The sequence below is a fragment of the Streptomyces sp. HUAS 31 genome (genome assembly GCF_028198125.1).
GTDB lineage: Bacteria > Actinomycetota > Actinomycetes > Streptomycetales > Streptomycetaceae > Streptomyces > Streptomyces chartreusis.
Genome location: NZ_CP116353.1, coordinates 5,064,004 through 5,084,719, shown reverse-complemented (window position 1 = coordinate 5,084,719; position 20,716 = coordinate 5,064,004). Strand labels below are relative to the sequence as shown.

Annotated in this window: 23 protein-coding genes; 13 read left to right on the top strand and 10 right to left on the bottom strand. The window is 71.4% G+C overall.

Going from position 1 to position 20,716, the window contains the following annotated elements:
- Positions 1-80: 80 nt before the first annotated feature.
- Positions 81-1,304: a L,D-transpeptidase gene (locus tag PGH47_RS22630; protein WP_271664961.1), complete on the top strand. Its 1,224-nt coding sequence runs from the start codon at positions 81-83 to the stop codon at positions 1,302-1,304.
- Between the two features lie 335 nt (positions 1,305-1,639).
- On the opposite strand, the gene PGH47_RS22625 is transcribed toward PGH47_RS22630, so the two are convergent.
- Together PGH47_RS22625 and PGH47_RS22620 are read right to left on the bottom strand one after the other, a co-directional pair.
- Entirely contained in the window at positions 1,640-2,293 is a 654-nt protein-coding gene (locus PGH47_RS22625) for an SRPBCC family protein (RefSeq protein ID WP_271664960.1), read from the bottom strand.
- Positions 2,294-2,337: 44 nt separating this feature from the next.
- Positions 2,338-3,369: a medium chain dehydrogenase/reductase family protein gene (locus PGH47_RS22620; RefSeq protein WP_271664959.1), complete on the bottom strand. Its 1,032-nt coding sequence runs from the start codon at positions 3,367-3,369 to the stop codon at positions 2,338-2,340.
- Between the two features lie 106 nt (positions 3,370-3,475).
- On the opposite strand from PGH47_RS22620, the gene PGH47_RS22615 reads away from it, so the two are divergent.
- From PGH47_RS22615 to PGH47_RS22590, 6 genes are all read left to right on the top strand, one after another.
- Positions 3,476-4,132 carry a TetR/AcrR family transcriptional regulator gene (locus PGH47_RS22615; RefSeq protein ID WP_271664958.1) on the top strand — a complete coding sequence of 219 codons (657 nt, stop codon included), beginning with the start codon at positions 3,476-3,478 and terminating at the stop codon, positions 4,130-4,132.
- A gap of 166 nt (positions 4,133-4,298) precedes the next feature.
- On the top strand, positions 4,299-4,979 hold the full coding sequence (locus PGH47_RS22610; protein ID WP_271664957.1) for a DUF4232 domain-containing protein: 681 nt from the start codon (positions 4,299-4,301) through the stop codon (positions 4,977-4,979).
- Positions 4,980-5,148: 169 nt separating this feature from the next.
- Positions 5,149-5,916, top strand: coding sequence for a polysaccharide deacetylase family protein (locus tag PGH47_RS22605; protein WP_271664956.1), 768 nt, complete (start codon positions 5,149-5,151; stop codon positions 5,914-5,916).
- 172 nt (positions 5,917-6,088) lie between these two features.
- The gene (locus PGH47_RS22600; protein ID WP_271664955.1) at positions 6,089-6,661 is read left to right on the top strand and encodes a dihydrofolate reductase family protein; all 573 of its coding nucleotides are present in this window, start codon (positions 6,089-6,091) and stop codon (positions 6,659-6,661) included.
- 28 nt (positions 6,662-6,689) lie between these two features.
- On the top strand, positions 6,690-7,472 hold the full coding sequence (locus PGH47_RS22595; RefSeq protein WP_271664954.1) for a DUF899 family protein: 783 nt from the start codon (positions 6,690-6,692) through the stop codon (positions 7,470-7,472).
- A gap of 68 nt (positions 7,473-7,540) precedes the next feature.
- Positions 7,541-7,849, top strand: a complete 309-nt coding sequence (locus PGH47_RS22590; RefSeq protein WP_271664953.1) for a hypothetical protein — start codon at positions 7,541-7,543, stop codon at positions 7,847-7,849.
- Between the two features lie 75 nt (positions 7,850-7,924).
- Here PGH47_RS22590 and PGH47_RS22585 read toward each other — a convergent pair whose 3' ends face one another.
- Positions 7,925-9,289 carry a pyridoxal phosphate-dependent decarboxylase family protein gene (locus PGH47_RS22585; protein ID WP_271664952.1) on the bottom strand — a complete coding sequence of 455 codons (1,365 nt, stop codon included), beginning with the start codon at positions 9,287-9,289 and terminating at the stop codon, positions 7,925-7,927.
- A gap of 129 nt (positions 9,290-9,418) precedes the next feature.
- Here PGH47_RS22585 and PGH47_RS22580 point away from each other — a divergent pair, with 129 nt between their 5' ends.
- The gene (locus tag PGH47_RS22580) at positions 9,419-9,922 is read left to right on the top strand and encodes a MarR family winged helix-turn-helix transcriptional regulator (protein WP_271664951.1); all 504 of its coding nucleotides are present in this window, start codon (positions 9,419-9,421) and stop codon (positions 9,920-9,922) included.
- A 33-nt stretch (positions 9,923-9,955) separates the two neighbouring features.
- On the opposite strand, the gene PGH47_RS22575 is transcribed toward PGH47_RS22580, so the two are convergent.
- Positions 9,956-11,026, bottom strand: coding sequence for a saccharopine dehydrogenase family protein (locus PGH47_RS22575; RefSeq protein WP_271664950.1), 1,071 nt, complete (start codon positions 11,024-11,026; stop codon positions 9,956-9,958).
- Positions 11,027-11,141: 115 nt separating this feature from the next.
- Between PGH47_RS22575 and PGH47_RS22570 the strand changes: the two genes are divergently transcribed.
- Complete coding sequence (locus tag PGH47_RS22570) at positions 11,142-12,137, top strand: helix-turn-helix domain-containing protein (protein WP_271664949.1); 996 nt, start codon at positions 11,142-11,144, stop codon at positions 12,135-12,137.
- Here PGH47_RS22570 and PGH47_RS22565 read toward each other — a convergent pair.
- Positions 12,124-12,954 carry an alpha/beta fold hydrolase gene (locus PGH47_RS22565; RefSeq protein WP_271664948.1) on the bottom strand — a complete coding sequence of 277 codons (831 nt, stop codon included), beginning with the start codon at positions 12,952-12,954 and terminating at the stop codon, positions 12,124-12,126. The genes PGH47_RS22570 and PGH47_RS22565 overlap by 14 nt on opposite strands.
- Positions 12,955-13,168: 214 nt before the next feature.
- On the opposite strand from PGH47_RS22565, the gene PGH47_RS22560 reads away from it, so the two are divergent.
- The gene (locus tag PGH47_RS22560; RefSeq protein WP_271668124.1) at positions 13,169-13,822 is read left to right on the top strand and encodes a DNA alkylation repair protein; all 654 of its coding nucleotides are present in this window, start codon (positions 13,169-13,171) and stop codon (positions 13,820-13,822) included.
- On the opposite strand, the gene PGH47_RS22555 is transcribed toward PGH47_RS22560, so the two are convergent.
- From PGH47_RS22555 to PGH47_RS22540, 4 genes are read right to left on the bottom strand one after another with little or no spacing between them, the layout of a single operon-like run.
- Positions 13,813-14,169, bottom strand: a complete 357-nt coding sequence (locus PGH47_RS22555) for an MmcQ/YjbR family DNA-binding protein (RefSeq protein WP_093597849.1) — start codon at positions 14,167-14,169, stop codon at positions 13,813-13,815. The genes PGH47_RS22560 and PGH47_RS22555 overlap by 10 nt on opposite strands.
- Entirely contained in the window at positions 14,166-14,600 is a 435-nt protein-coding gene (locus PGH47_RS22550; protein ID WP_271664947.1) for a VOC family protein, read from the bottom strand. Before PGH47_RS22550 ends, PGH47_RS22555 begins: the two co-directional genes overlap by 4 nt.
- The gene (locus PGH47_RS22545) at positions 14,597-15,256 is read right to left on the bottom strand and encodes a hypothetical protein (RefSeq protein WP_271664946.1); all 660 of its coding nucleotides are present in this window, start codon (positions 15,254-15,256) and stop codon (positions 14,597-14,599) included. Before PGH47_RS22545 ends, PGH47_RS22550 begins: the two co-directional genes overlap by 4 nt.
- Positions 15,253-16,596, bottom strand: coding sequence for an APC family permease (locus tag PGH47_RS22540; protein WP_271664945.1), 1,344 nt, complete (start codon positions 16,594-16,596; stop codon positions 15,253-15,255). Before PGH47_RS22540 ends, PGH47_RS22545 begins: the two co-directional genes overlap by 4 nt.
- 72 nt (positions 16,597-16,668) lie before the next feature.
- On the opposite strand from PGH47_RS22540, the gene PGH47_RS22535 reads away from it, so the two are divergent.
- From PGH47_RS22535 to PGH47_RS22525, 3 genes are all read left to right on the top strand, one after another.
- Positions 16,669-17,676 (top strand): GlxA family transcriptional regulator, encoded by a 1,008-nt coding sequence (locus PGH47_RS22535; RefSeq protein ID WP_271664944.1) that lies wholly within the window; start codon positions 16,669-16,671, stop codon positions 17,674-17,676.
- An 80-nt stretch (positions 17,677-17,756) separates the two neighbouring features.
- The gene (locus tag PGH47_RS22530) at positions 17,757-18,986 is read left to right on the top strand and encodes a metal-dependent hydrolase family protein (RefSeq protein ID WP_271664943.1); all 1,230 of its coding nucleotides are present in this window, start codon (positions 17,757-17,759) and stop codon (positions 18,984-18,986) included.
- A 17-nt stretch (positions 18,987-19,003) separates the two neighbouring features.
- On the top strand, positions 19,004-19,363 hold the full coding sequence (locus PGH47_RS22525; protein ID WP_271664942.1) for a hypothetical protein: 360 nt from the start codon (positions 19,004-19,006) through the stop codon (positions 19,361-19,363).
- Between the two features lie 72 nt (positions 19,364-19,435).
- On the opposite strand, the gene PGH47_RS22520 is transcribed toward PGH47_RS22525, so the two are convergent.
- On the bottom strand, positions 19,436-20,710 hold the full coding sequence (locus PGH47_RS22520; RefSeq protein ID WP_271664941.1) for an MFS transporter: 1,275 nt from the start codon (positions 20,708-20,710) through the stop codon (positions 19,436-19,438).
- Positions 20,711-20,716: the final 6 nt, after the last annotated feature.

Below are 20,716 nucleotides of genomic sequence, written 5' to 3'. Positions count from 1 at the left end.
ACGGCTCTACAGTCACGACATCGCCGACTGGTCCGGCCCGTTCCCGTTCATGTTCCTTTTCCAGTTCTCCGGAGGTTCTGTTGTCGCGCTCTCGTGCAGTTATCCATGCCCGCGTCCGGGCCGCCGTCGTGGCCGGCGCCGCGGCCGCGCTGCTGACGCCGCTCGCCGCGTGCTCGTCGGGGGGCTCGTCCGGCTCGCCCGGTTCGTCGGGCGCCGGGGAGAAGCCGGGTGCCGACGACCGCCCGGTCACGGTCACCGTCACGCCCAGCGGGGAGAAGGTCACGGCGGGCGAGCCCGTGAAGGTCACGGCCTCGGGAGGCAGGCTCACCTCGGTGACGGTCACCGACGGCGAGGGACACCGGCTGGCCGGCAAGGTCGCCGCCGACGGTCGTTCGTGGGTCTCCGACCGCAAGTCCGTGCCCGGCGCCGCGTATTCGGTGACGGCGGCGACCCGCAGCGACGGCGGAACCGCGAAGAGCACCAGGGCCGCCTTCACGACGGCCGAGGCCGGCAAGGTCAACAAGGTCGACTGGCGGCCGGGCACCGGCACCACCGTCGGCGTCGCCCAGCCGATCTCCCTGGTCTTCGACAATCCGGTGAAGAACCGGGCCGAGGTCGAGAAGCAGCTGAAGATCACCACCTCGAACGACACCGAGGGTTCCTGGGGCTGGATGCGCGACTGGTCGGGCCGGGACCGGGTCGACTGGCGGCCGAAGGAGTACTGGAAGCCCGGGACCAAGGTCACGTTGAACGCCCGCCTGAACGGCACCGATTCGGGCGCGGCCGGGGGCTGGTTCGTACGGGACTACACGACCACGTTCACCATCGGCGCCCGGCAGATCGTCAAGGTCGACCTCGACGACCATCGGCTCACCCTGGTCCGCGACGGCGAGACGGTCCGCCGCATACCCGTCTCCGGCGGCACGCCCGGCGGCGACAAGCGGTCCTGGCGCGGGACCGCGGTGCTGATGGCCAAGGAGGGCACGATCAACATGAACTCCGAGACGGTGGGCCTCGCCGACGCCTACGACAAGATGGTCGACTACTCGATGCGCCTGACCTGGTCGGGCATGTACGCCCACGCGGCCCCCTGGAACGCCCGCTACTTCGGCAACTCCAACCACAGCTCCGGCTGCATAGGAATGAGCGACGCGAACGCGTCCTGGTTCTACGCCCAGGTCCACCCCGGCGACCCCTTCGAGATCAAGGGCAAGGACACAAAGGGAGTGGTCGCACCGGGGAACGGCTTCGGCGCGTGGAATGTCTCCTGGAGCGAGTGGCAGGGGATGAGCGCGCTGCGGTGAATGGTCAGGAGCAATTGCAGGACGAGGCGTAGGCAACGAATACGACGGCCACGGTGAGCGTGGTGGCGGCCGCGTCGCCCCGGCTTGGCGGGACGACGCAACTCCCAGCCTCCGTAACCGAGAAAAGCCAACAAGTCACCGCCCACGCCCTCGGCGACGAGAGGGCTGCGCCCCCGATCACGCGCACGACACGCTTCCAAGCCGCCGGAACAGCCAACGCCCCTCCAGAGCCGGTCCCTAGTGATCGGACCCTACGAAACCGCGATGCGCCGAGCAGCAAAAGGCCCAAGTCCCGGAGACTTGGGCCTTCTTGGTGGTCGGGAGGGGTGTTTCGGTCAGGTGGTGGGGGACTCGGCGGCGACCTTGAGGTCCTGGAGCCAGGCTTCGAGGCCCGTGCCCAGAGCCGCTGTGGCGGTGGGGATGTCCGACTCGACCTGGTCGCCGCTCCAGGTTTCCTCCGTGTGGACCTGGACGCCGCCCTTGACCTTGCGGAAGGTCCACAGGTGGACGCCCTCGTCGATGCGCAGGCCCTCGCCGATCGCGGGGCCGCTCCACAGGACGCAGTCGTTGCGGCGGAGTTCCTGGACGGTGGAGGTGATGGAGAGGGTGGTCGCGGGGGTCGTCGGGGTGGCCGGCGCGGGCGTCGTCCAGTGGAACCGGGACCCCGGCCCAAGGCGGCCGTGGTCGAGGCGTTCGGCCGTGGTGACCGGGGGCTGCCAGGACGGCCAGCGTTCGACGTCGGTCTGGAGCTTCCAGATCCTGCTCAGGGGCGCCTTGATCACGATGTCGGACTCGTAGCGGATGACGACGTCCCCGTCGACGCCCCGGCCGCCGCACCGGGACGTCGTGCTCTGCGGCGTCGCCTGGGCGGCCGGGACGGTCCCGGCGAGGACGCCGGTGACGGCGAGCGCGACCGTGACCGCTGCCGTGCGGGCCCGCGAGCGGCGCGGCTGCCGGGAGTAGGAGGCGGAAGGGCTGTGGGCGAACATGGTGTTCCTCTCGGTGGTGGGTACGAACAGGGCCGGCGGGCCGGTTACGGGTTCAGGACGACCTTTCCGGCGACGGTGCCGGACTCGGCCAGTCGCATGGCGTCGGCGGCGCGGGTGAGCGGCAGCTGCGCGGCGATCTGGGCGCTGACCTCGCCGCGCTGAAGGGCGGCGAAGACCTGGGTGAGGTCGGTGCGCAGACGGGCGCGGAAGCGGTTCTTGGCCAGGGCCCGGCCGGCCCAGACGTTGAAGAAGTAGGCGCTGCGGCGGTTGGGGAGGGTGTTCCACAGCCAGACCCGGAAGAGGAGCTTGAGGACCGGCCACTGCTTGGAGCCCTCGTCGTCCCGGGTGGAGGCGCTGCCGTACGAGACGAGCGTGCCGCCGGGCGCGAGGAGCCGCCAGGAGTCGACGATGCCGCGGCCGCCGACGTGGTCGAAGACGGCGGCCACCCCGCGCGGGGCGAGTTCGCGGATGCGGGCGGCGACATCGCCGGCGCGGTAGTCGACGGGCGCGACTCCCCGTTCCCGCAGGGCGTCGTGGTGGCGTTCGGACGCCGTACCGATCACCCGCGCACCCGCGGCCTGGGCGAGCTGGACCAGGACCGATCCGACACCGCCGTTCGCGCCGTGCACCACCACGGTGTCCCCGGCACGGACCCGCGCCTTGCGGTGCAGCATCTGCCAGGCGGTGATGCCGTTGACGACGAGGGTTTCCGCCTCCGCCGCACCGATCCCGGCGGGCACCGGCACCACGTCCGCCGCGTCGACGAGCACATGGCTGGCCCAGCCGCCGACCTTCAGCAGCGCGGCGACCCGGGTGCCGGCCAGGCCCGGGTCCACGCCCTCGCCGGTCGCCAGCACCGTGCCCACGAGGTCGTAGCCGGGCACGAACGGGAAGGGCGGCTGGTCGTAGTAGCGGCCGCGCCGCATCTGCTGCTCGGCGAAGGAGACGCCGGTCGCCTCCATCCGGATCACGACCTGGCCGGGGCCCGCGGTGGGCACCGCCCCGTGCCGGATCTGCAGCCCCTCGGGCTCGACCTTGCCCGGCAGCACGACCTCGACGAGTCCTTCGGTGTTCATGGCGACGACCTCCACAGGGCCATTGGGTTACTCGGCTTCGCGTTCGTTAGAAGTTATAACTCGATGAGTTCGAGAGTGTCAATAACTTCAGTGATAACCTCTAACTATGGTGAACCCGGAAGCGAAGACCCCGCGCGAGCGCTACCGCGCCCAGGTGCGTACGGAGATCAAGGAACGGGCGTGGGAGCAGATCGCCACGGCCGGCGCCTCCGCGCTCTCCCTGAACGCGATCGCCAAGCAGATGGGCATGAGCGGACCCGCGCTGTACCGGTACTTCAGCGGGCGCGACGAGCTGATCACCGAGCTCGTCAGAGACGCGTATCGAAGCCTCGCCGACACCTTCCGCGCCGCCGCGGAGGCCGGTGCCGACCTGTCCGGGCTGGCGCACGCACTGCGGGGGTGGGCCCTGAAGGACCCCCAGCGCTACTTCCTCATCTACGGCACGCCCGTCCCGGGCTACCACGCGCCCGACGACACCACCGCGATCTCGTCGGAGATCATGGCGACGCTGCTCGACGCCTGCGCCGCGCTTCCGGCGGACCGCCCGGCGACGCCGTTCGACGCGCACCTCGAAGGTCACCGGGACTGGGCGCGCGACCATCCCGCTCCGCCCGCGGCCCTCCACCGCGCCCTGACCTTCTGGACCCGGCTGCACGGGGTGCTGTCCCTGGAACTCGCGGGCCAGTTCACCGGCATGGGGCTCGACCCCGCGCTGCTCTTCGCCGCCGAACTGGACGACCTGACCGGCACACCGACGGACTGAGTCGGGCGAGCCACGCCTTCGTGATCATGTCACCACTCTGTGACAGCGATGTCCTGGAACGAAGGCACCGGGATCCCCCAGGCTCGCGACGCCTTCCTAGTGATCGAGCAGCACCGAGCCGCCGAAACCGCTTCGGCCTCAACCAACCGATCACCAAGGGGATTTCATGTTCGGCAACCGTCGCAAGGCCCTCCTCGTCTCCGCGGCCCTCGTGGGCGGCGCCATGCTGATGACGGCGTGCCAGGACTCGGACGCGACGAAGGACACCGGTGCCGCCAAGGGGTCCTCCTCCTCCCCCGGCAAGGCCGGTGACTCGGGCTCCTCGTCCGGCTCGTCGAGCACGGGCGGCGGCAAGGACACCGCGAAGGGCGACGGCGGCTCGGGCAAGGGGACCGATGACGGGGCCGGGTCCGGCGTCGACACCGGCAACGGCGGGCGCGAGCAGGTCGAGCAGAGCTGCGGCGCCAACGACATCTCCTGGAGCACCAGGTCCGAGACCCAGGCCGGCGGATACATCCTCGTCATCGCCAAGGCCAAGCCCGGCATCACCTGCTACCTGCCCGCCGAACTCCCCACCGTGGCCTTCGGCTCCGACGGCACCCAGGCCGGTCCCGTGGAGCAGTCCGTGGGCGAGCAGATCAAGCTCAGCGGCGGCACCGCCGCCTACGCCGGCGTCAACCCCAAGTCCACCAACACGGACGGCGGCAAGGAGCTCGACAGCATCATCGTCGCCGTCGGCGACAACGACCCCGACCCCGTCTCCCTGCCCGTCGGCACCATCACCGTCGACAAGCCGGTCGTCACCAACTGGCACACCGCCCCGACCGACGCCGTCCCCTTCAGCTGACCGGACACGGCTGGTTTTCCGGGGTCCCGTCGTCAGGTTGTCCGCGAACCTCCCCGGAATTGTCCTTGATCGGTAACGGACGGATCCCGGGGCCGATTTCGCTCGTCCTGCCAGGTGGTCGCATCGCGGCCGGGGGATCGGCGATGAACTGAGCGAAGGTGGGGCGGACATGGCGCGGCACGGTGGTGGGCGGGGCTGGTACGGCAAGCTGATCGGGGCGGCGCTCGGGGTGACCGTGCTGGCCACCGGTGCCTCGGTGTGGACCGCGCAGGCCGGTGCCGCGGGCGGCTCCTCGCCGAAGGCGTCCGCGTCGGCCGCGCCCGCGGTCAAGCCGGTCGACGTGAGCATCGTGCACGCCTCGGACAAGGGTGCGCGCGGCGTCAACATCACCATCGACGACGGCCCCGACCCGAACTGGACCCCCCAAGTGCTGGACGTGCTGCGGGAGTACGGGGTGAAGGCGACGTTCTGCATGGTGGGGACGCAGGCGCAGGCCCACCCCGACCTCGTGAAGAGGGTGGTCGCGGAGGGGCACCGGCTGTGCGACCACTCGGTGTCGCACGACACCGCCATGGACAAGAACACCCAGGCCTACCAGTCGCAGCAGATCCTCGACGCCGAGCGGATGATCACCAAGGCGTCCGGGGGCGTACGGCCGATGTACTACCGGGCGCCGGGCGGTGCCTTCACCCCCTACAGCCGCAAGCTCGCCGCCGACCGGGGCATGCGCCCGCTGGGCTGGAACGTGGACACCAAGGACTTCGAGCGGCCCGGCGCGGACGCCATCGTCGCCACCGTCCAGCGGGAACTGCCGAACGGGCCGACGCTCCTCTTCCACGACGCGGGCGGCGACCGCTCCCAGACCGTCGAGGCCCTGCGCCGGGTCCTGCCCTGGCTCAAGGAGCAGGGCTACTCGTTCGGCTTCCCGGTGCGCTGAGCCCTCGGCCGATCCGGGCGTTCGGGGCGAGTCGCTCCGCTCCCCGGGCGCGGTGGGCACAACGATGAGTTTCGGAGGCGGGTCGGGTCTATGGGTGTGACGGTCATCGAGACCCACCCCGGGAGACCGCCGGTCCGAACCCGCCTCGAGCCACCGCACCGAGGAGAACGCCATGACGGCCACGTACACCTTCGATGTCTTCTCCAGCCTCGACGGCTACGGCGCGGCCAGTGCCGACTGGTCCGGATACTGGGGCAAGCAGGGCCCCGAGCTGCTCGAACACCGCCTCGCGCTGTACGACACGGAGCAGCGGATGGTCTTCGGCGCCAACACCTACCGGGCCTTCGTGCAGATCCTGGCCTCGAACACCGAGGAGTCCGTGCGTGACCCGTGGGTCACCCGGATGCGGAACATGCCGGCGACGGTGGTGTCGAAGACGCTCGAAGGCCCCCTCGACTGGCCGGACGCGACCCTCGTGAGCGGTGACGCCGTCGATGTCGTCGCCCGGCTCAAGAAGGAGTCCGAGGTGCCGTTGCGCTCGCACGGCAGCCTGTCGATGAACCGGGCGCTGATGGCCGCCGGGCTGGTCGACTTCGTGCAGGTGACGCTCTTCCCCGTCATCACGGGCCGGACCGGCATCGACCCGATCTTCCGGGGTGCGGCCGACTTCGACCTGGAGCTGGTCGAGCACCGCACGCTCGACGGCCGTATCCAGGAGCTCACCTACCGGCCGACCCTCCACTGACCTGTACGCGGACACCACGGAGGAAGTCATGACGAACACGCCGAGCGATCCGAGCACCACTGGGCCCGGGCGGCCGCCCGTCGTCGACCTGGCCACCTGGCAGACCGCCCGTGACGAGCTGCTGGTCCGCGAGAAGGCCCACACCCGTGAGGGCGACGCGCTGGCCGCGGCCCGGCGCCGGCTGCCGATGGTCGAGTTCGACGGGACCGTCGAGGTCGTCGGGCCCGACGGACCGGTCCCGTTCCTCGATCTGTTCCAGGGCCGCGACGAGCTCGTGGTCTACAAGCACATGTGGTACGACGGCGCACCCCACCAGGGCCAGTGCGAGGGCTGCACCACCACGGCCTGGCACCTGAAGGACGCCGTCTATCTCAACGCCCGCGGCGTCTCGTACGCCGTGCTGACCACCGGCCCATGGGAGGAGGTGGCCGCCTTCGTCGAGTTCATGGGCTACACCGAGCCCTGGTACTCGGTGCGAGGCGTCGAGGGTCCGGCCGGCGGCCACATGGGCTTCCTCACCTCCTACCTGCGCGACGGCGACCGCGTGTTCCTCACCTACTCCACGACGGGCCGCGGCAACGAACGGGTCAACCCGGCCCTCGGCCTGCTCGACATGACGCCGTACGGCCGCGGCGAGGCGTGGGAGGACAACCCCGACGGTTGGCCCGAGGGTCGTGACGCGTGCTGGACCTGGCGCTCGGACGCGGACGGGAACCCCACCTGGGGGCCGACCAGCCGCCCCGTACCGCAGTGGACGCGCCCCGGCGCGGACCCCGTGGAGACGCTCGGCCGGCAGGGCCACCACCACTGAAACGCCTTCCAGTAGGGGTTTGTAAGATCGACTTCGACCATTGCAAGCCCTATCTGGGGGAACAACTCATGACCAAGCGCATTTCCGCGCTGGCCGTCTCCGCGGCCGTGATCGGCGGTTTCTTCGTCACGTCGATGCCCGCTCAGGCCGCCACCGCGGCCGGCCAGAGCGTCGCGTCGGCAAAGGCCGCCGTCACCTGCAACCAGGGCCAGCTGCGCCAGCAGATCGCGGGCCTCAAGTCCAAGGCCGCGAAGCTGAAGCAGCTCGGGGAGACCGCGGCGGCCAGGAAGGCGCTGGCCGACGCGGCCGCGCTCCAGCGGAAGCTCGACGCCTGCATCAAGGCCGACAACGACGCGAGCAAGCCCTTCCCGGGCTGAACCTGAAGGTTCTCGCCGGTTGCACCGCGTGGCGCTGCCCGTCCCCTCCACGGACGGGTGGCGCCACGCGCGCGTTCAGGCCCGACCCGCCAGCCGTTCGAGGCGGTTGTGCAGGTGCTCCACGTGGTCCTCGGACTCCGGCTTCATCAGGACGCTGCGCAGGATGCGGGCGCCGTCCGCGTCCGCGACGGTCCCGGGGTGGCGGGCCGCGAAGGACTCGCGGTCGGCCCTGAGGGTGCTGAGGAAGACCGGGTCGGGGCCGGTCATGCCGTCGGCGAGGATGCGGGCCGAGGCCGCGTCGATGCCGGTGAGGGTCGCGGGGGCGACCGCGGGGAAGTAGGTGACGATGTCCAACTCGGGCCGCTGGTACAGCTCCAGGGCGTCGGACGCCTCGATCAGGTCGGCCCAGCGCAGCGCCGCCCGCCGCCCCGCCGCGAGGACCCGGCCCAGGCCGTCGGAGGTGGGCGGCAGGAGCTGGAAGGTGAGCCAGAGGGCGGCCGCGGCGGCGCCGGCGCGGGAGCATTCCAGGCTGATCTCACCGAGGTGCAGCTCGGTGGAGGTGAAGTAGGTGTAGGGCGAGTCGTGGAGGTAGAAGCGGCCCACCTCCGGGTCACGGAACAGCACCGCGCCGCAGCCGTAGGGCTGGAGGCCGTGCTTGTGGGGGTCCACGACGATCGAGTCCGCCCGGGCGATCGCCCGCCACGGCTCCGGTGGCAGCCCCTCGGGGCCTTCGGCGCCGGCGAGGAGGGTGAAGAAGCCGCCGTACGCGGCGTCCACATGGACGCGGACGCCGTGGCGCTCGGCCAGGGGCAGGACCTCGTGGACGGGGTCGACCGCGCCCAGTCCGGTGGTGCCGGTGGTGAGGACCACGGTGCCGACCTGGCCCGTGCGCAGTACGTCCTCCAGCGCGTCGAGATCCATCCGGCCCCGGTCGTCGGTGCGGACCGGGTGGCTCGTCAGGCCCAGGACGTGGCACATGCGGCCGTGGGTGTAGTGGGCGTCGGCGCTGTGCGCGACGCCCCGGCCGGGGTGCAGTTCGCGGGCGACGAAGAGGGCTTCGAGGTTGGCGATCGTGCCGCTGGTGGTGAGGTGGCCGAGGTGTGTGTCGTAGCCGAACATCGTGGCCAGGCGGGCAACCGCCTCGCGTTCCATGGCCGCGGTGGCCGGGCCGCCGTCCAGGGCGTGGTTGTTGGGGTTGATCAGCATCGCGGTGAGGTGGCCGACCACGGCCGCCGGGTGCGGGGGCTTGAGCATCTGACCGGCGTAGCGCGGGTGGAAGAAGGGGTAGTTGTCCGCCAGCCGGGCCGTGAACTCCTCGAAGACCGCGCCGAAGCGGTCGTCGTCCACCTGGAGGGACGGGTGCGGCCGGTAGGGGCCGAAGGTGTCGGCCCAGTCCTGTATCGCGTGGGTGGCTCGGCCGAGCCAGTGCTGCAGATCCACTGAACTCCCTCTCGCTCGCGGAGGGCCTCACCGTACAATTTCAGTGACTACTCAGCAATTGATTGCTCAGTAATTGAGAAAGGAGTGGTTGAGGGCGCAGTAAGTGACCCGGCAGTAAACTGGTCCGTCATGGACGCCACGCCCCAGCCCGGCGACGAAGCCGACGTCAGTGCCGCCGCCCGCGCCGCCGGCAGCGAGCTCGTGCGGGACTTCGGTCTGCTGATCAAGTCCGCCACCCGCCTGGAACAGCGGATCGACAGCGCGCTGCGGCGCGAGTGCGGCATCAGCCACACCATGCTGGAGGTGCTGATGCGGCTCTGCCGCCGGCCCGGCGAGGAGGTCTCCCAGCGGCAGCTCGCCGACGACCTCACGCTCACCAGCAGCGGTACGACCCGCCTCATCGACCGCATGGAGGACGCCGGCCTGGTCCGCCGCGAGCCGTCCCCCGGCGACCGGAGGGTGACCCTGGTGGAGGCGACCGCCGAGGGACGTGCCGTGTTCCTGCGCGCGGCCGCCGTGCACGCGCACGTGGTGGAGGAGCGCTTCGTCAGGCCGCTGCCGGCCGACGACTACACGCGGCTGATCAGCGCACTGGGCGAGATCGACAAGGGCCTTCGCGACGGGACCGGGTGAGGGACGGGCGGTTCCCGGCCCCCGCTCCAGGGTTCAGAACCCGGGCAGTTCGACGGAGATGTGCGGGGACAGGGCGCGCAGGAAGTCCGGCGCGTCGAAGATCTCGCCGGCGGAGGCCACTCCGGTCGCGCGGGTGCGGCCGGTGAGGATGCGGTGGGTCGCCTCCACCGCGAGGGGTGCCGTGACGGCGTAGATGTCCCGGCCGCTCGCCGTGGCGCGTCGCTCGGCGGTGCCGGAGCGGACGACGGCGTCGACCAGGAAGGTCTGGTCGGAGCGGCCCTCGTCGTCGGCGGCGGCCGGCGCCGGGGTGTCCGGGGCCGCGAGGTCCCTGGCCGCCTCGGTCGCCATATGGGTGCGCACCTCGGGAATCGCGAGGTGGCTGGGGATCGTGACCACGTCGGCCATCGTGAACTCCCCGACGACCTCCCTGGTGCCCATCGGGTCCGGGAAGTGCCACTTCAGCAGCGTCGACCCGCCGTCGTGGTACTCCAACCGGCCTTCCGTGTAACGGACTCGGCGGCCGGCCCGGCGGTCCCGGGAGACCGTGCCCGCGGCGCGGGTCCCCTCGGTGGGGTGCCAGCCGCTCAGGCCGTACGCGATCGTCGCCTCGTCGGCTGTCGTCCAGTCGCCCATCGCGGCGGTGGCCAGGAGGTCGCCGAGACCGCCGTAGAAGGCCATCGCGGGGACGATCACCGCTCCGGCCGCGCGGGCCCGGTCCGCGAAGTGCGCGAAGGTGTCGGCGTTGGCCTCGATCTCGGCCGCCACGTCGACGTACGGGATGCCGGCACGCAGGGCCGCCTCGATCACGGGGGCCGCCGTCAGGGCGAACGGGCCGGCGCAGTTGATCACGGCGTCCGCTCCCGCGAGGGCGCGGTCGAGCGCGGCCGGGTCGTCGACCGGGGCCGGACGGATCTCCGCGCCCGGAACGCCGGCCGCCAGTGCGCGCAGCTTGTCGGCGTCGCGGCCGGAGAGCAGCGGGACGAACCCGCGCTCCAGCAGCTCCGCCACGACGAAGCGTCCGGTGTGGCCGTACGCGCCGAACACCGCGACCGTCCGCCCCGTCCCCGCTGCCGATCCGGTTGCCGACGCCGATGCCGATGTCATGGGTTCTCCCCCGTGCTCGAAACGATCCGCTGAATTCGTCCTGTGCGGACATCCTGGCGGGGGCCGGCGGCTCCTCGTGAGTGTCCGGAACGACGAGCCCCGTACACTTTCGGACATGGGTAACTCGATGGCGCTGGCCGTCACCGAGGGCATGCTGCACTTCGAACTGTCCCTGGCCTACGAGGTGTTCGGCTCCGCTCCGGACGGTGTGGGCGTCCCCTGGTACGACGTCGAGGTCTGCGGGACGGGCGCCGTGCGGGTCGGACGGTTCCGGCTGGAGGCCGACCAGGGACTGGACCGTCTCCGGCACGCAGACACCGTGATCGTCCCCGGCTGGGTGGACGTCGACGTGGATCCGCCCGGCGATCTCGTGGACGCGGTGCGGGCGGCGCACGAGGCGGGGGCGCGGGTGGCCTCGCTGTGCACCGGGGCGTTCGTGCTGGCCGCCGCCGGACTGCTGGACGGCAGGCGGGCGACCACGCACTGGGCGCACACCGACGTACTCGCCGAGCGCTTCCCGCGGGTCGCCGTCGACCCGGACGTGCTCTACGTGGACAACGGCAGCGTGCTCACCTCGGCGGGCAAGGCCGCCGCGATGGATCTCTGTCTGCACCTGGTCCGGCTCGACCACGGCTCGTCCGTCGCCAACGCGGTGGCGCGGCGACTGGTCGTGCCGCCGCACCGGGCGGGCGGCCAGGCCCAGTTCGTGGCCGCCCCGGTGCCCAGCCGGGACGACCATCCGCTGGCCGCGCTGCTGCCCTGGGCGATCGAGCGGCTGGACCGGCCGCTCACCGTGGCGGACCTGGCACGCCGGGCCGGGATGAGCTCACGCCATCTGGGCCGCCACTTCAGGGCGGTGACCGGCACGACCCCGCTGCAATGGCTGCTGACCCAACGCATCCGGCGCGCCCAGGAGTTGCTGGAGAACACCGACGACGGGGTCGACGCCGTCGCGGCGGCCACCGGCATGGGTACCGCCACGACGCTGCGCCGGCACTTCAACCGGACCTTGGGCGTGCCGCCGGACGCCTACCGCCGGACGTTCCGCTCACGGTCCGGGGCGAGGGAGCCGGACGACGCGTCCGGATCCGCCGGGGTCAGGAACGGATGAACGCGAGGATGTCCGGGTTGAGGACCTCCGGGTGCGTGGACAGCATCCCGTGCGGATAGCCCTCGTACGTCTTCAGCGTGCCGTTCTTGAGGAGCTTGACCGTCAGGGGCGCCGAGTCCTCGTACGGGACGACCTGGTCGTCGGTGCCGTGCGCGACCAGCACGGGCACCTCGATCTGCCTGAGGTCCTCGGTGAAGTCGGTCTCGGAGAACGCCTTGATGCATTCGTAGTGGGCGTTGGCCGCGCCGGTCATGCCCTGTCGCCACCAGTTGTCGATCAGGCCCTGCGACACCTTCGCACCCGGGCGGTTGAAGCCGTAGAACGGTCCGGAGGGGATGTCGATGAAGGACTGTGCCCGGTTGCCCGCGACACCCTCGCGGAAGCCGTCGAAGACCTCGATCGGCAGGCCGCCCGGGTTGGCCTCCGTCTTCAGCATCAGCGGCGGTACGGCACCCACCAGGACCGCCTTGGAGACGCGGCCGGCCTTGGCGCGGGCGACGTAGCGGGTGACCTCGCCGCCGCCGGTGGAGTGGCCGATGTGGACGGCGCCGCGCAGATCGAGGGCGTCGGTGAGGGCGGTCACGTCCGCGGCGTAGGTGTCCATGTCGTGGCCGCCCGCGGTCTGGGTGGAGCGGCCGTGGCCACGGCGGTCGTGGGCGATGACCCGGTAGCCCTGCGCCAGGAAGAACAACATCTGGTTGTCCCAGTCGTCGGCGCTCAGTGGCCATCCGTGGTGGAAGACGATCGGCTGACCGTCGCGGGGACCCCAGTCCTTGTAGAAGATCGTGGTGCCGTCGTCGGTGGTGACTGTACCCATCGCTCATCCTCCGCTCGTCCGGGCACACCCCGGCCACGGAAAAGTGTGTGGGGGAGCCACCCGGGACCTACGAATTCACGCCCTGCGGGCGCGGTCCGGATGTACCCGGCCCACATTACGCTCGGGCCGTGCGGGGCACATCCGCAGCACACGCGAGCGACAGGAGGCCGACGTGGCCGGGACGACGGTGACCGAGGCGACCGTGGCCGAGGTGATGGCGGAGCTCGCCGGGCTGGAGGATCCCAAGGTGCGGGCCGTGAACGAGAAGCACGGTGATGATCACGGGGTGAATCTCAGCAAGCTGCGGGCGGTCGCCAAGCGGCTGAGGACGCAGCAGGAACTCGCCCGGCGGCTGTGGGCGACGGGGGACACCGCGGCACGCCTGCTGGCGCTGCTGATCTGCCGGCCCCGGGCGTTCGAGCGGGACGAGCTGGACGTCATGCTGCGCGAGGCGCGTACGCCCAAGGTCCACGACTGGCTCGTGAACTACGTCGTGAAGAAGAACCCGCACGCCGAAGAGCTGCGCCTGGCCTGGTTCGCCGACCCGGACCCGGTGGTCGCCAGTGCCGGCTGGGCGCTGACGACCGAGCGCGTGGCGAAGAAGCCCGCGGGCCTCGATCTCGTGGGACTGCTCGACGTGATCGAGGCGGAGATGAAGGACGCCCCGGACCGGCTCCAGTGGGCGATGAACCACTGCCTGGCGCAGATCGGGATCGAGCACCCCGAGCACCGGGCCCGGGCCCTCGCCATCGGTGAGCGCCTGGAGGTGCTCAAGGACTACCCGACCTCCCCGGGCTGCACGTCCCCGTTCGCTCCCGACTGGATCAACGAGATGGTGCGCCGGCAGGACGCCGCCCGTCAGGGCTGAGCGGGCAGCGACTCCAGGTAGGCGTCGCCCACCGACCGGGGCACCGCCATCAGCCACGCGTCCAGGACCAGCGGGACCAGTTCCCGCGGGGTGAGCACCGGCATCCGCAGGTGGACCCAGTTGTAGCGCATGTCCGAGGTGCGCGGCAGCTGGAACTTCTCGGGCTCGGCGGCGATCAGCGACTCGCGTTCCTCCTTGGGGAACGCGAAGCCCATGGTCGTCTCGTCCGGGGAGACCGAGGCGTACACGATGCGGCCGACCTTGAACTTCACGTACTCCCGGATCAGGTGCTCCTCGGTGCGGGGCAGGTGCAGCGCCGCCGCCCGGACGTCGTCGAGGGTGATCACACGTCCCTCCCCAGGTCCGGTGTGTAGTGGACCAGTTCGAGCAGCAGGTTGGCCGGGGCCGGGGCGTACAGGAAGGCCACGGTCATGCCCTCGCGGGCGCCCTTGCAGGGCTCCGCGTCGATCGCCGTGAAGCCCTGGCTCCGCAGCCGGGCCGTCTCGCTCTCCAGGTCGTCGACCTCGAAGGCGAGGTGGTACAGCCCCGGGCCCTGGCGCTCCAGACGGCCGCCGATGGCGGAGCGCTGCTGGGTCGGGGAGACGATCTCCACGGCCGGGTTCCCGAGACCGCCCCCGAACTGCCAGAACTCGCAGGCCACTCCGTAGTCGTCGGCATGCCCTTCGTCGTACTTGCGCATGCCCAGCGTGGTCATGAAGGCGGCCACGCCCTCGGGGTCCTCGGTGGCCAGCCCGATGTGGTCTATGCGAAGGATCACCGTGTGTCCGATCGGGTCAATGTGATGTACGCGTAGTCGTCCAGCATCTTGGAAAGCGGTCTGCCGGGACACCCGTACAAGTTGGCCAGCGCCTCCTCGTCCAGGCCGCTGTCGGCGAGCACGCGCCGGGCCCAGTCACGGTTGAGGCGCTGGTGGGAGAGGTAGGCCGCGGCGTCCCTGGCGCCGTGCAGCTTGCGGGCGATGGCTTCGTCCCAGGGGACCAGGGAGTACGGGCGCAGGCCGTGGAGCAGCTTCGAGGCGGCGGTCGCGCCCAGGGTCCGGGGGCGGCCCGGGGTCCCGGCGGCGAGTACGCACAGGTCGGCGTAGCAGTCGCCGAGCGGCGCGATGTCGTCGTCGGTGAGTTCGCCGAGCCGGGTGCCAGGGTCCGGGAGGAGTTTGTACCAGCGCGCGGTCCACTCGTGCAGGGCGGGGCCGAAGAGGTCCGGCTCCCCGGTACGGGGGTAACGGATCCTGCATCCCCAGGAGTTCAGCCACTTCAGCGCGGCTGCGGGGTCGTCGTGCGCGAGGGGTTCGTACGAGGCCGGCGCGGGCGGGGCCGAGGTGCCGGCGTCCAGTCCGAGGAACGTGACCACGGCGGCCCGCAGGCTCTGGGCGGTCGGCGCGGACCGCACGGCCGGCGCGACGTCCGCCGTCACGAGCCGGATTCCCGGGCGTCGGAGGCCGTCTCCAGCGGCGGTGTCGCGGGCACGGCGGCCCGCGCCTGCTCGCCGGCCCGGCGGCGCCGGTTCAGCCGCAGGTAGAGCAGGGCGGCGCCGGCGACGGCCAGCGGCCAGAGCAGATAGAGACCGGCCATGATCAGCAGTGCGGTGACGGCGACGCACGCGCCCAGTGCGGAGGCGCGGCCCTTGGTGCCCTTCGGGAGCAGCTTCACCGCGGCGGCGACACCGATCGCGTAGACGGCGACGAACGAGCCGGTGGTGAGCAGGACGAGCGGTTCGGTGCCGAGGCCGGAGGCCACCACGGCGAACAGGGCCAGGAAGGACAGGCCGGACACCACCGCGAGGCTGCGCCGCGGCACCTCGCCGGCGACGCTGCCCCGGGACATCCACGCGGGCAGCGCGCCGTCCCGGGCGAGGGCGGCACCGAGGTTGGCGGCACCGGCGTAGTAGGCGTTCATGGCGCCCGTGGTGAGCAGCAGTGCCGCGCCCGCGGCGAGGTAGCGGGCGTCGCCGCCCAGGCCCGCGGCCATCAGGTCGCCGAGCGGCGCGTCGGACTCCGCGGCCTTGGCGCCGAGGACGACGATGACGGCGAAGGCCACCAGCAGGTACAGCCCGCCCACGATCACGACGGCCGAGTAGGTGGCCCGGGGCAGGTCCCGCGCCGGGCGCTTGAACTCGCCCGCCAGGTGTGTGATCGCCTCCCAGCCCGCGAAGCTCCACACCAGCAGCGCGGCCGCCGGCAGCACCGCGGACCAGCCGTGCGGGGCGAACGGTTCGAGGTTGGCCGTGTCCGCCTTCGGCAGCGACAGCGCGACCGCGATCAGCAGCAACGTGACGAGCAGGCCGGCCAGCATGAACTGGAACCGCCCGGTCACACGCAGGCCCAGCGAGTTGGCGGCGGTGACGACCACCATCAGGCCGACGGCGGTCACGGTCGTGGTGGTGGTGCCGCCGCCCACCGCGGAGGAGACGTAGGCGCCGCCGAAGAGCGCCGCCGCGGCGGCGCCGGGCGGCACGGCGAGGTAGAAGCACCAGCCGACCACGGCGGAGGCACGCTCGCCGAACGCCTTCATGGCGTAGGTGGAGACGCCGCCGGCGTCCGGGTAGCGGGCTCCCAGAGCGGCGAAGGCAGCGGCCAGGGGGGCCGACAGGACGACCAGGGCCAGCCAGGCGAGCAGTGACGCGGGGCCGGCCGCCTCGGCGGCGAGTGCGGGCAGGGCGATGACACCGGTGCCGAGCACGGCGCCCACATACATCGCGGTGCCCTGGACCGCGCTGAGGGTTCCCCCGGAGGGTTCTGTCTTGGCTTCGCTCATGCCGGCCAGCATCGCCCGCGGGCTCTCACCGGCACCATCGGCAGTTTTGACATCGTGCGCTAAATTACCGACATGCGTCCCCACGTGATCGCGCTCGCCATTACGGATGCCACACCGACGTTCGAACTGGCCGTTCCCTGCGAGGTGTTCGGGACCGACCGCTCCGATCTCATCGACCCCTGGTACGAGTTGCGCATGTGCGGGGACTCCTCCGGTCCGCTGCGCACCGCGACCGGCCTGGCCGTGCACACCCCCTACGGCTTCGACGACCTGCTCGACGCCGACACCATCCTCGTCACGGCGTGCGCCCGGCCGGTCCAGCTCGACCCGCCCGCGCGGCTCGTCGAGGTGCTGCGCGAGGCGCACGCCAAGGGCAGACGGATCGTCTCGATCTGCACCGGCGCCTACGTCCTGGCCGCGGCGGGGCTGCTGACGGGCCGCACGGCGACCACGCACTGGATGAACGCCGGGGACTTCGCCCACCGCTTCCCCGAGGTCGACTTCGTCCCCTCCGCGCTCTACACCGACGAGGGTGACATCCTCACCTCGGCCGGCACCGGCTCGGCCATCGACCTGTGTCTGCACCTGGTGCGTCAGGACCACGGCGCGGCCGTCGCCAACGAGGTGGCCCGCCGGATGGTCGTACCGCCGCACCGCGAGGGCGGCCAGTCGCAGTACACCAAGCCGGTGGTGCGGGCGGAGACGAGCGACGATCTCGCGCCGGTCCTGCAATGGGCACAGGAGCGGCTGCACGAGCCGCTGACCGTGCCGCAGCTCGCACGCGCCGCGCACCTGGGCGAGCGCACCTTCGCCCGGCGGTTCCGGGACCGGCTCGGCATCACTCCGCTCCAGTGGCTGCTCCAGCAGCGGGTCCGTCTCGCGCAGGAGCTGCTGGAGACCACGGACGAGCCGGTGGAACAGATCGCGCGCAGCACCGGGTTCGGTACGGCCGCCAATCTCCGCTATCACTTCGGCCGGGTCACCACCGTGTCCCCGCAGACATATCGCCATGTGTTCCGGCACCGGGCCGCGCAACAGGCCGGCAATTCCCAGGCCGCGCAGACCGTTCTGACACCCTGAATTCGGCACGGCCGCAGGCGACAACTTGGCCCGCCCGAACACCTGTTGTCGCCGGAACACCACTTTGATTTGCTCCTTGCATGTTGCAGCGAATCGAAGCGGAACAATTAATTCCCGGCCGTGGCCAGCCGATTCAGAACGGCTGCGTCATATTCGACGAGGAGGCCATCGGTTACGCCGGCCCTCTCGCCGAGGCCCCCGACACACCGGAGGCGGAGACCGTCCGCGCCCGCACCGTGATGCCCGGACTGTGGGACTGTCACGGGCACTTCATGGGGCTGCGGTCGGCCGACCTCTCACTGCTGCCCCAGGAACCGATCGCCCTGCGGGCGGCCCGGATCACCACCGACCTGCGCAACGCGCTGAACGCCGGAGTCACCTCGGTGCGCGAGACCGGCGGACTCGGCATCCATCTCGTCCGCGCCATCGAAGAGGGCACCGTGCAGGGCCCCTCGATCTACCCGGCCGGCACCACGCTCTCCACCACCGGCGGCCACGCCGACCTGCACAGCTATCCGACGTCGTGGGTGGAGGACTTCGGGCACCTCGGCGGTGAGCTGCGGCTGGCCGACGGGCCCGCCGAGTGCGCCCGCGCCGCGCGCGAACAGCTGCGCCGCAACGCCAAACTCATCAAGGTCTGCGCCTCCGGCGGTGTGCTGTCCGAGGTCGACCACCCCATCCACCAGCAGTTCACGAACGCGGAGCTGCGCGCGATCGTGGAGGTCGCCGGGATGGCGGACCGGATCGTCGCCGCGCACTGCCACGGCAAGCCCGGCATCATGGCCTCGCTGGAGGCCGGGGTGAAAACCATCGAGCACGGCACCTACATCGACGAAGAGGCCGCCGTGGCCATGCGCGAGTGCGGCGCCATCCTCGTCACCACCCGCACGATCTTCCAGGAACTCCTCGACAACGGTCACATGCTGCCGGCGTACGCATTGAAGAAGCTCCAGGCCACGGCCGGCCGGCACGCGGAGGCCGTCGCCATCGCCCGCGAGCAGGGCGTGACGATCGCGGCAGGCACCGACGTGGCGCTCACCGGCACCGAGATGCCCGACTCCTGGGGCCGCAACGGCCGGGAGCTGCCCCTGCTGGTGAAGTGCGGCCTGACCCCGCTGGACGCCATCGAGTCCGGCACCGCGATCGGCCCCTCCACCCTCGGACCGCAGGCACCGCTCTCCGGTCAGCTGCGCGAGGGATACGACTCCGACGTCCTGGTCCTCGACGAGGACCCGCTCGTGGACATCGAGGTCATCGCGCAGCCCGAGCACATCACCGGGGTCTGGAAGGCCGGAGTCCGGGTCAAGTGAGAAGCGAAGGAGACGACATGAGCGGCGCCGACGCACCATGGCTGCTGGAGATCCGGCTGTTCACCGTGAAGCCGGGCCTCAGGCCGGAGTTCCACCGCATCAGCGAGGAGGGCACGGTGCCGCTCATGCGCGAGTGCGGGATCACCGTGCTCGCGGGCGGCCCCTCCCTCAACGACGAGGACGGCTACTACCTGCTGCGCGCCTTCCGCTCCGAACAGGAGCGCGTGGAGCTGTCCCAGTCCGTCTACGCCACCGACGTCTGGCTGCGGAAGTACGAGGACGTGGTGCCGCCGATGATCGCCGGCTACCAGACCTCCGTGGTCCCCGTACCGGGCCCGGCGCTCCAGGAGTTCGCCCGGAGCCTCGCCCTCGGCTGACCGGCACCGACGGCAGCACGACGGCCGCCGCCCCTCGCGGGGACGGCGGCCGTTTCGTGTGGGGGGAATCCGCTATGCGTCGGCCGGCTGCGCGGCCGGTTCGCCGGTCGGCTCGCTCTGCTCCGGAGCCGGGGTACGGATCGCGGCGACACCCAGCCCCGCCGCGGCCAGCCCGATCACACCGAGCAGCGGCCACACGTCGTGGCCGAGCCGCACGAACAGCAGACCGCCCAGGACAGGGCCGATGGCCGTGCCGAGCGCGTGCATGAACTGGAAGGCTCCGATGTACCGGCTGCGCAGGTGCGCGGGGCCCGCCGTCGCCGGGTGGGCGAACACCGCGGGACCGCCGATGATCTCGCCGAGGGTCCACACCAGCGTCGCGCCGATGATCACGGCCGCGCCCATGGGCATGCCGTACAGGGCCACGCCCAGGCCGACCAGTCCGAAGGACAGGCCCACGACGAGCCTGGTGCGCCACTGCCCGGTCACCTTGGTGAGCGGCAGTTCGAAGGCGATCACCATGAAGCCGTTGAGGGAGACCGCGGCCGTGTACCAGAACAGGTCGAGGTCATGGGCCTCGACGTCCAGCGGCAGCGTCGACAGGTACTGCACGTAGATGATCGCGTTGAACAGGGTGGCCGCCAGATAGAGCACGTACCGGCGGTCGCGGAGCATCGCCCGGTAGCCGCCCGCCGTACCGCTCTCCTCCTCGGCAGGGGTCGCCTGAGCGGTGCCCTGCACGGCCCGGCGCGGCAGGACGGCGGCCGCGACGACGGCGTAGGCCAGCGCGATCACCGCCTCGCCCCAGAACAGCAGGGTGTAGCTCTCCCCGTCGAGGTGGTAGAGCCCGAGGCCGACCATGGGCGCCGCCATCGCGCCCACGTTCAGGCACCAGCGGTACATGCCGAAGACGACGACCTGGCTGCTGCCCGAGGTGAGTTCGGAGAGCAGCGCGGCGGCGGCCGGCCGGTAGAGCTGGGTCATGAGGCTGGCCAGGACGACCGCCACGACGAGCGTCGGATAGTTCGGCAGGTAGAGCAGCGCCGCGGTGAGCACGGCGGTGCCGGCCATACCCAGGATCGTCGCGTTGCGGGCCCCGAGCCGGTCCGCGAGGGTGCCGCCGAGCAGCACACCCGCCACGCCGCCCGCTCCGTAGGCGCCCAGCGCGTAGGACGCCTCGCTCTCGGAGTAACCGCGGTAGGTCAGGTACAGCACGATGAAGACGTTGAGGAATCCGCCGAGCTTGCTCAGCAGCACGCCCGCGAGGATGGTCTTCACCGCCGCCGACGAATCCCGGAACGTGGCCCAGATCGCCACGTTGTCGTCCTTCTTCTCCTCAGTTGCCATGCACGT